Raw genomic sequence first — 10273 nt, forward strand, 5'->3', positions numbered from 1 at the left:
CACGCCGGGTGACGCGCCGGTGGGGCGCGGTGAGCGGGCGGCGAGGTCAGCGAACGACGTGTTACATGGCGGCCACCGGCCCACCGCCCCCAGCCACCAGCCGACCGCCCCGACCAGCTCAGCGCCGCTCGGTCCCGACCAGGCGCGCGTAGACGATCGTGTTGTCGGGGTAGCCGTCCGCCGTACGGGTCCCGCCGCAGGTGATCAGCCGCAGCAGCGGCTCCTCGGTCGCCGGCCAGATCCGCGCGTAGGGCAGCTGCTCCTTCGGCACGTCCTCGACGTCCTCGACCACGAAGGTCGCCACGGCGCCGCGGCGGTGCACGCGGACGGTGTCGCCCGGCTCGAGGGTGGCGAGGTCCCAGAACACGTCGGGGCCGTCGGGGCCGTGCACGTGCGCGACGACCACCGCCCCACCGGGCTCGCCGGGACGCGGGCCGGGGGAGTACCACGCCGCCTTGCCGAAGTCCGGGGTGTCGAGCGAGCCGTCGTCCTTCAGCCCCCGGCCGGTGAGCGGCTCGTCCACGCCGATGGCCGGGACCTCGATCCGGGTCGGTGTCGTCACGCGCTCGGGCGGCGCCGGCGCGGCGGGGACCGGGGGAGCCGGCGGCAGGGCCAGCGCCGGCGGAGCAGGTACGACGACCGCCGGTTCCTCCTCGCGCTGCAGGCCGGGCAGCAGGCCGGGCAGCACACCGGCCGCGAGCGCCGCCAGGCCTGCGACCAGCCCGACGAGGAGGACCAGGTCGGCGAGGCGGGTGCGCGTGCGGCTCATGCAGGTAGGAGCCGACGCAGCGGCGGACCTTGCAACTTCTTCCCGGAGCCCCGGACCAGCCCACCGGACCAGCCCGACCGGACCAGCCCGACCGGACCAGCCCCACCCGACCAGCCCCCCCGACCAGCCCCGCAGGATCAGCCCGGGCAGGGGTCGAAGGAGAAGGTCCGCGACCGCGTCGAGCGCAGCCCGGCGGTGTCGGTCGCGGTGAAGGTGACCGTCACGCTGCCGCCGACGGCGACCGGGATGCTCGCCCGCCAGCGGCCGCCGGAGCGGGTGGCGGTGGCCTGGCCGTTCGCGGAGCCCGACCAGGTGACCCGGACGGACTGGACGCCGGTGCCGTCGCTGACCTCGGCGGTGACCGGGATGCTGCAGCTGGTGGCGCCGGCGGTGATGGTGCCGACGACCGGCGGGCGGTTCACCCGCAGGGTGACGGTGACCAGCTCGGTGCCGCCGGACCAGGTCACCTCGACCTGGCCGCGGTGCGTGCCCTCGGACAGCCCGGAGCGGCTGGCGCTGACCCGCAGGCCGGTCGACCCGTCGGCCGCGATCCGGCCGCCGCTGGTGGAGACCGAGAGCCAGGCGGTGCGTGCCCGGGCGGTGAAGTCCACCGGGCTCCCCCCGACGTTGGAGAGCCGAACGGTGCCGCTGGTGCCGCTCGAGCCGAGGTCGATGGAGCGGGTGGAGAGCCGCAGCTCGCCGGGCGCGGCGGCGACGGTGCTGTCGGTCGTCGGCTCGCTGGTCGCGTCGGTCCCGTCGGTGGACCCGGTCGTCCCGGTCGTGCCCGTCGTCCCGGTGGCGGTGCTGGTCGGGGCGGGGTCGCTCCCGGCCCCGGTGGTCGGGTCCGTCCCCTGCGCCGAGGAGGAGACCGGCGCCGGGGACGTCGCCAGCGTGCTGGTCGGGGTGTCGACGGCGACCAGGTCGGTGTCGCCCCGGGGCCACAGCAGGGTGACCAGCGCGACCCCGGCGAGCAGGAGCAGGACCGCCGCTGCCGCGACGAGCCCGCTGCGCCGACGGGCACGCTCCGCAGCACCGCCAGCACCGCCAGCACCGGCAGCACCAGCAGCACCAGGCCCCGAGGCGGGCGCCACCGCTGGCTGGTCGACGTAGAACGCGACGAGCCGCTCGTCGTCGAGCACCCGGTCGCGCAGCGCGGCCGGGGCGGCGAAGGCGGGCACGCCCGCCAGCAGCGCCAGCGGGCTGACCATCAGCCTGCGACGGCTCTCGCACACCTCACAGTTGTCGATGTGGCGTGCGACCCGCTTGCGGACGAGGGGGGAGAAGGTGCCGTCCCAGTCCTTCAGCACGCTCGCCAGGTCGGCGCAGTCGTCGCTGCCCTTGCGGGCGATGAGCAGTGCGCCCAGCGCCCGCTCGACCTGGTCGCGCGCACGGCTGAGCATGACGTAGGCGTTCGACGGGGTCACGTCCATCGCCGCCGCCAGCTCGGCCCCCTCCAGGCCCTGGCGCAGGTGCAGGTCGATGAGCGCCCGGTCGCGGTCGTTGAGGCCCTCGACGGCCGCCCAGACGAGCTCGCGCAGCTCCGCCTGGTGGGCGTCGTCGGCCACCACGTCCTCGGGGCTCGGTCCGTGGTCAGGCATGGCTTCCAGCCACTCGTCGTCGTGGGCCTCCCGGCCGCGGGCGCGCAGGGTGCGCAGGCACTCGTTGCGTACGACGGAGTAGAGCCACGGGCGCAGCCGGGACGGGTCGCGGAGCTGGCCGACCTTCTCGGCCATCACCACGAAGGAGTCGGCCACGCAGTCGGCCGCCTCCTCGGAGCTGCGCAGCATCGACCAGGCGAAGTCGTGCAGCCGGTCGGCGTACTTCTCGTACACCCCGGCGAAGGCCTGCCGGTCCCCGGCGAGCACACCGGCGACCAGGGTCGCGTCGTCGGGCAACGCGGCCGCGGCAGTCATGGCGAGATCGTAGGGACACACGGGTGTGAGCGGCCAGAGTCGCGAGCCTTGCACTTTTCTGCCCCTGAAATCGCGTCGCCCCCGGCGCCCGGCGGGGCGCTGGATGGAACCGACAACGAACGGCCGCCAATCCTGTGGGATCCGTTGTGTCGCCGCCCCCGCCCGGGCTGGCAGTGTCGAGAGCGTGCCAGAGGTCTCTCGAATCGCCATCGTCAACCGCGGTGAAGCCGCCATGCGGCTCATCCACGCCGTCCGCGACCTGAACGCCCGGCACTGCGCCCGCGAGGCGATCCGCACCATCGCGCTCTACACCGACGTCGACGCCGGCGCCGCCTTCGTCCGCGAGGCCGACGAGGCCTACCTGCTCGGCGCGGCCGCCGACCGCCCGTACCTCGACCTCGCCGTCCTCGAGCAGGCCCTGGCCCGCACCGGCGCCGACGCGGCGTGGGTCGGCTGGGGCTTCGTCGCCGAGGACCCGGCCTTCGCCGAGCTGTGCGACCGGCTCGGCGTCACCTTCATCGGGCCCAGCGCCGAGGCGATGCGCAAGCTCGGCGACAAGATCGGCTCGAAGCTCATCGCCGAGGAGGTCGGCGTCCCCGTCGCCCCGTGGAGCCGCGGCGGCGTCGACACCCTCGAGGAGGCGCTGGCCAGCGCCGAGCAGATCGGCTACCCGCTCATGCTCAAGGCCACCGCCGGCGGCGGCGGTCGCGGCATCCGCAAGGTGGCCACCGCCGACGAGCTCGCCGACGCCTACCAGCGCACCCGCGACGAGGCCGAGCGCGCCTTCGGCAGCGGCGTGGTGTTCCTGGAGAAGCTGGTCACCGACGCCCGCCACGTCGAGGTGCAGGTCATCGCCGACGGCCAGGGCACCGCGTGGGCGATCGGCGTGCGCGACTGCTCGGTCCAGCGCCGCAACCAGAAGGTCATCGAGGAGTCCGCCTCCCCGCTGCTCGGGGAGGCCCAGACCGCCGACCTCAAGGCATCCGCGGAGCGGCTCGCCAACGCGGTCGGGTACGCCGGCGCCGGCACCGTCGAGTTCCTCTACCACCCCGGCGAGCGCACCTTCGCGTTCCTCGAGGTCAACACCCGCCTCCAGGTGGAGCACCCGATCACCGAGGAGGTCACCGGCACCGACCTCGTCGCGCTGCAGATCCAGGTCGCCCGCGGGATCCCGCTGTCCGGCGAGCGCCCCGACGAGCGCGGCCACGCCGTCGAGGCGCGGCTCAACGCCGAGGACCCCGACCGCGACTTCGCCCCCGCCCCGGGCCGGATCAGCCGCCTGGAGTTCCCCGCCGGGCCGGGCATCCGCGTCGACACCGGCGTCGCGGAGGGCGACACCATCCCCGCCGACTTCGACTCGATGATCGCCAAGGTCATCGCGTGGGGCGCCGACCGCGAGCAGGCTCTCGCCCGCCTGCGCCGCGCGATGGCCGAGACCACGGTCGTCATCGACGGCGGTGCCACCAACAAGAGCTTCATCCTCGACTTGCTCGACCAGCCCGAGGTCACCACCGGCGAGCCGGCCTGGGCCGACACCGGCTGGATCGACCGGGTCCGCGGCGAGGGCCGCCTCCAGGCCGCGCGCCACTCCGGCATCGCGCTCGTCGCCGCCGCCATCGAGGCGTACGACGAGGAGGAGCGCGCCGAGATCGCGCACCTGCTGCGCACCGCCCAGGGCGGCCGGCCGCAGGTCCAGCACGACCCGGCACGCACCATCGAGCTCAAGCTCCGCGGGACGACGTACGCACTCACCGTGCAGCAGGTCGGCCCCGCCCGCTACCGCGTCACGATCACCGCCGGTGCGGTCGAGCGCACCGTGTCCGCCAACCTCGACCGGATCGACGAGGTGCACGGCCGGCTCACCGTCGACGGGCACCGCTACCGCCTCGTCACCGCCAGCCACGGCACCGTCCACCTCGTCGAGGTCGACGACGTCATGCACCGGATCAGCCGCGACGAGGGCGGCATGGTCCGCGCACCCGCCCCGGCGCTCGTCGTCGCCACCCCGCTCGCGGTCGGTGACGAGGTCGCTGCCGGGCAGCCGGTGCTGGTGCTCGAGTCGATGAAGATGGAGACCGCGCTCACCGCGCCGTTCACCGGCCGGGTCAAGGAGCTGCTGGTCCGCGTCGGCAGCCAGGTCGAGACCGGCGCGCCGCTGGTGCGCCTCGACCCCACCGCCGACGCCGCGGAGGAGCAGGAGGCCGGTGGCGCCGAGGTCGACCTCGACCTGCCCGAGCCGCTGCCGATCGCCGAGTCCGGCCGTTGCGCCGAGGCGCGCGCGGCGCTGAGCAGCCTGCTCCTCGGGTACGACGTCGAGCCGGACCAGCGTCCCGCGCTGCTGGCCGACTACCTCGCCTGCCGCGACGCCGGCTCSCCGGCCGACACGCTGCGCACGGAGATGGACCTGCTGTCCCTCTTCACCGACTTCGCCGAGCTCAGCCGCAACCGCCCGGCGGGTGACGAGCCGTCCGCTGAGCTGCGGGTGCACAGCTCGCGCGAGTTCTTCCACACCTACCTGCGCAGCCTCGACCCCGACCGCGGGGCCCTGCCCGAGCACTTCCGGGAGAAGCTGCTGCGGGTGCTCGGCCACTACGGGGTCGCCGACCTGGACCGCACGCCGGACCTCGAGCGCGCCGTGTTCCGGGTGTTCCTCGCCCAGCAGCACACCTCCGACGTCGAGATCGCCGTCGGCGTCCTCCAGCGCTGGCTCGGCGACCCGCCGCCCGAGGCCGAGGACCGCGCCGCCGTGCGCGCCCTGCTCGAGCGACTGGTCCGCGCCACGCAGCTGCGCTTCGCCGTCGTCGGCGACCTCGCCCGGTCGGTGCGCTTCAGCTGGTTCGACCAGCCGCTGGTCGACGACGAGCGCCGCGCCGTGCTCGAGGGCGTCGCCGCCGAGGTCGAGGCGCTCACCGACCCGGCGGCCGCCGACCGCGACGCGCGCATCGCCGCGCTCACCGCGATCCCCGAGCCGCTCGTCGGGTTCCTGCGCGACCGGCTCGGCGACGGCCTGCCCACGAGCGAGCCGCTGCTGGAGGTGCTGATCCGGCGCCACTACCTGGAGTACGACCTCCACGACCTCACCGTCAGCTCCCCGCAGGAGCACGACGGCCGCCCCGTCGTGCACGCCGAGTACGCCACCGACGACAAGGGCGCCACCCGGGTCATCTCGACGATCGGTGACGTCGCCGAGCTCGCCGACCCCGACGGCCCGCTGGCGGCAGCCGTCAGCTCGGTGCTCACCGACGACCACGACGACGTCGTCGAGGTCTACCTGCGCTGGCCCGACGCCCCGGCCGAGGCCGACGACGTCTCCGCCGAGCTGGCCAAGATGCTGGCCGAGCAGCCCTTCGCGGAACGCGCCCGCCGGGTCTCCGTCGTGGTGTGCCCCAGCGCGCCGCAGCCGGTCGGCTACTTCACCTTCCGCCCCGGCGGCGACGTGCTCGTCGAGGACACCCTGGTCCGCGGCATGCACCCGATGGTCGGGCGCCGGCTCAACCTGTGGCGGCTGCGCGAGTTCGACGTCACCCGGCTCGCCGCGCCCGACGACGTCCTGCTCTACGAGTGCGTCGCCCGCAACAATCCCGCCGACCGGCGCCTGGTCGCCGCCGCGCAGGTGCGCCAGCTCGCCGTCGTACGCGACGACGAGGGCAGGGTCATCGCGCTGCCGCACGCCGAGCGCGCGGTCGAGAACTGCCTCGAGGCGATCCGCCGCGTGCGCACCGCCCGTGGCCGCGAGGGCACCAAGCTCGACGTCAACCACGTGTGGGTGACGGTGTGGCCGGTCGTCGACGCCGACCTCGACCAGCTCGCCGCGCTGCAGGGCAAGATCACCCCGCTCAGCGAGGGTGCCGGGATCGAGGAGGTCCTCGCCGAGGGCCGCGTCGCCGGCCCGGACGGCGGCGCCCCGGTGCCGCTGGCGATCCGCTTCCACGCCAAGCCCGGCGCCGGCGTCGTCGCCGACGTCATCGAGCCGCCGACCGAGCCGCTCGCGCCGCTCGACGACTACACCGGCAAGGTGCTGCGTGCCCGCCGCCGTGGCCTGGTCTACCCCTACGAGCTGCAGGCCGTCCTCGCCGGCGGCGGCTCCGTCGTCGAGCACGACCTCGACGCCTCCGGCCGCCTCGTGCCGGTCGACCGGGCGCCGGGCCAGAACACCGCCGGCATGATCGTCGCCGTCGTCACCACCCCGACCGCGCTGCACCCCGAGGGCATCACCCGGGTCGTGCTCTGCGGCGACCCGCTGAAGTCGCTCGGCGCCCTCTCCGAGCCGGAGTGCTCGCGCGTCATGGCCGCGATCGACCTCGCCGAGGAGATGGGTGTCCCCGTCGAGTGGTTCGCCGTGTCCGCCGGCGCCCGCATCTCCATGGAGAGCGGCACCGAGAACATGGACTGGGTGGCCGCGGCGCTGCGCCGGATCGTGGAGTTCACCCAGGCCGGTGGTGAGATCAACATCGTCGTCGCAGGCATCAACGTCGGCGCCCAGCCCTACTGGAACGCCGAGGCCACGATGCTGATGCACACCAAGGGCATCCTCGTGATGACGCCGGACAGCGCGATGGTGCTCACCGGCAAGCAGTCGCTGGACTTCTCCGGCGGCGTCTCCGCGGAGGACAACCACGGCATCGGCGGCTACGACCGGGTCATGGGCCCGAACGGCCAGGCGCAGTACTGGGTGCCCGACCTGGCCGGCGCGTTCAACGTGCTGATGTCGCACTACGAGCACACCTACGTCGTACCGGGGGAGCCGGGGCCGCGCCGCGCGCCCTCCAGCGACCCGGTCGACCGCGACGTGTCGGGCTTCCCGCACGGCGGCGACTTCGCCACCGTCGGCGAGATCTTCTCCGCCGAGCACAACCCCGACCGCAAGCGGCCCTTCGACATCCGCACCGTGATGCGGGCACTCGCCGACGCCGACCACGAGATGCTCGAGCGCTGGGCCGGCATGGCCGACGCCGACACCGCGGTGGTCGTCGACACCCGCATCGGCGGCTACCCCGTCAGTCTCGTGGGCATCGAGTCCAGGCCGGTGCCGCGCGCCGGCTTCCCGCCCACCGACGGCCCGGACACCTACACCGCCGGCACCCTGTTCCCGCGATCGTCGAAGAAGGTCGCCCGCGCGATCAACGCCGCCTCCGGCAACCGGCCGCTCGTGGTGCTGGCGAACCTGTCCGGCTTCGACGGCTCGCCGGAGTCGATGCGCAACCTGCAGCTGGAGTACGGCGCCGAGATCGGTCGGGCGATCGTGAACTTCCGCGGCCCGATCGTCTTCTGCGTGATCTCCCGCTACCACGGCGGCGCGTTCGTGGTGTTCTCCAAGCGGCTCAACCCGGAGATGACCGTCCTGGCGATCGAGGGCTCCTACGCCTCCGTGCTCGGCGGCGCGCCCGCCGCGGCCGTCGTCTTCTCCGCCGAGGTCGCCAAGCGCGCTGCCGCCGACCCGCGGGTCGCCGAGCTCGAGGCCCGCATCGACGGCGCCGGGGACGGGGAGCGAGGCCGGCTGGTGGTCGAGCTCGCCGAGCTCCGCGCGCAGCTGCGCGCCGAGAAGATCGCCGAGGTGGCCGCGGAGTTCGACGCGGTCCACAACATCCACCGCGCGGTCGAGGTCGGCTCCGTCGACGAGGTCATCGCGGCCAGCGACCTGCGACCCAAGGTCGTCGCCGCGATCGAGAAGGGGCTGCACCGCTGACCCACCCGGCCCGCTGCCCGGCCCGCTCCCCGGCCCGGGTCACGGTCCCGCGTGACCAAGGGCACAGCTCCAGCTACGGGACTCCTGACAAGGGTTCTCCACTTCTCCGATAGCGTCCCCCGCGGGAGACGTCCGTCGGCGTCGGCGTGGGAGTCGCCGGGCGCGGCGGGCCGGACAGGGGAGGGAGCCCCGATGGGTTTGCTGGAGCGCGCCCGGAGGCGGGCGCAGCGCGGGGAGCGTGGCGCCGTGGCCGTGCTCGGGTCGTTCTGCCTCGTCGTGCTGCTGGTGGTCGGTGCGCTCGCGGTGGACGCCGGGCTGCACCGGGTGCTGCGTCGCGACCTGCAGGCCGTCGCGGACGTGGTCGCCCTCGACCTCGCCCGTGAGCTGACCGGCAAGCCCGTCTCCGGCTACTCGAGCGCGGACATCCAGCGGATCAACACCGCCCGGGACCGCAGCGTCGCCCGCAACGCCACCGGCGTCGGCGGCGACCTGCCGCCCGGCGCGGTCACCTGGCAGCTCGTGGTCCGCGACGACGACGGCGGCTGGCAGCAGGCATCTGCCACCGACGTGCCCGGCGGCATCCGGGTCACCGTCGCCCACGACGTACCCATGGCCTTCTCCGGCGTCACCGGCGTCAGCCGCGGCGACGCCCGGCGCAGCGCCGTCGGCATCGCGGCGAAGGTCGCCTGCCTCAAGGTCAGCTCGTACGCCGCCCAGGTGGACACCGGGCGGTCCTGGCTCCTCGACGCCCTTCTCGGCAAGCTGCTCGGCAGCGGCCTCTCGGCCCGCGTCCTCGACCCCGAGTCCGGCCTCGCCGGCGTCGACCTCTCGCTGCTGGAGCTCATCGAGGAGCTCGACGCCCTGGTCGGCGCCGACATCTCGGTGGCGTCGTTCACCAAGGCCGCCGGTGTGGGCGTCGGCCTGTCCCGGCTGATGCTCGCCGCCGTCAACGTGCTCGAGCGGCAGAGCGGCCGGCTCGCCGAGGTCGACCTGCTGCGCAACGTGATGGGCGGCCTGCAGGCGAACGTCTCGAACATCGACATCACGCTGTCCGACCTCGTCGAGCTCGACACCGCCCAGGAGGCGGCGGCCGAGGTGAAGCTCGACCTGCTCGACCTCGTCGCGGGCTCCCTCGCGATCGCCAACGGCGAGAACGTCATCGCACTCCCGCTGAACGTCAAGGTCCCGCTGCCCCTCGGCTCCGGCGGCTCCAGCCTCGTCGACCTGTCGGTGCGGGTGAAGGTCGGCCAGCGCCCGGTCGTCCAGTGCGGCGGCAAGGCCGAGAGCTCCCAGGTCGAGCTCGAGCTGTCCGGCAACGCGGTGAACCTCGACCTGGGCCTGGTCAAGGTGCAGGTGCCGCTGTCGATCCGGGTCACCCTCGCCGACGCCAGCGCCACCGCGCAGAGCATCACCTGCCTGTCGGAGGGCAAGCGGGTCAAGCTCCTGATCGACAGCGGCCTGCTCGGGGTGGACGTGCGGCTCGGCCAGCGCGCCGGTGACCCGACCTCGCCGAAGCTGCGGGTCGCGCTGCTCGACATCGGCCTGTCGAGCTGGAAGGGCGTCGAGGTCGTCAGCGGCACGATCGCCCTCAGCAGCGGGCAGAGCACCAGCCGGCCGACCCGCGTCGTCGACCTCGACATCGTCGGCGACGACTACTCCGCGCTCCTGCCCGCCGCCGTCGGCGGCCTCGGCATCCCGACCCTGCACCTGGCGTTCACCGACCTCACCCTGCTCGGCGGCCTCGGCCCGCTCTCCTCCCTGCTGGAGTTCCTCGGCATCGGCAGCCTGCTGAACTGGGTCTCGAAGCTGGTGCTCGAGGGCCTGGTCAACCCGCTGGTGAGCGGCCTCGACCGCTGGCTGCTCGACCCCCTGCTGCGCACCCTCGGCATCGACCTTGCCGGCGGC

The 10273-nt window shown here is 74.2% G+C and carries 4 protein-coding genes; 2 read left to right on the top strand and 2 right to left on the bottom strand.

Annotated features, from left to right (window positions below; genetic code table 11):
- Positions 1 to 118 precede the first annotated feature (118 nt).
- Both L615_RS21465 and L615_RS21470 read right to left on the bottom strand, forming a co-directional pair.
- Positions 119 to 769, bottom strand: a complete 651-nt coding sequence (locus tag L615_RS21465) for a sortase domain-bontaining protein (protein ID WP_145726418.1) — start codon at positions 767 to 769, stop codon at positions 119 to 121.
- 137 nt (positions 770 to 906) lie between these two features.
- Positions 907 to 2682 (bottom strand): sigma-70 family RNA polymerase sigma factor, encoded by a 1776-nt coding sequence (locus L615_RS21470; RefSeq protein WP_186449971.1) that lies wholly within the window; start codon positions 2680 to 2682, stop codon positions 907 to 909.
- A gap of 184 nt (positions 2683 to 2866) precedes the next feature.
- Between L615_RS21470 and L615_RS21475 the strand changes: the two genes are divergently transcribed.
- Both L615_RS21475 and L615_RS21480 read left to right on the top strand, forming a co-directional pair.
- On the top strand, positions 2867 to 8368 hold the full coding sequence (locus L615_RS21475) for a carboxyl transferase domain-containing protein (RefSeq protein WP_261376804.1): 5502 nt from the start codon (positions 2867 to 2869) through the stop codon (positions 8366 to 8368).
- Positions 8369 to 8560: 192 nt separating this feature from the next.
- Positions 8561 to 10273: hypothetical protein (locus tag L615_RS21480; RefSeq protein ID WP_186449972.1), on the top strand; the 1713-nt coding region annotated here is incomplete at its 3' end.

This window comes from Nocardioides sp. J9 (genome assembly GCF_007829375.1).
Taxonomy (GTDB): Bacteria; Actinomycetota; Actinomycetes; order Propionibacteriales; family Nocardioidaceae; genus Nocardioides.

Excerpts from the sequence above, each read along its gene's own strand:
- L615_RS21470 (WP_186449971.1), bottom strand. The coding sequence starts at position 2,682 with ATGACTGCCGCGGCCGCGTTGCCCGACGACGCGACCCTGGTCGCCGGT.
- L615_RS21465 (WP_145726418.1), bottom strand. The coding sequence starts at position 769 with ATGAGCCGCACGCGCACCCGCCTCGCCGACCTGGTCCTCCTCGTCGGG.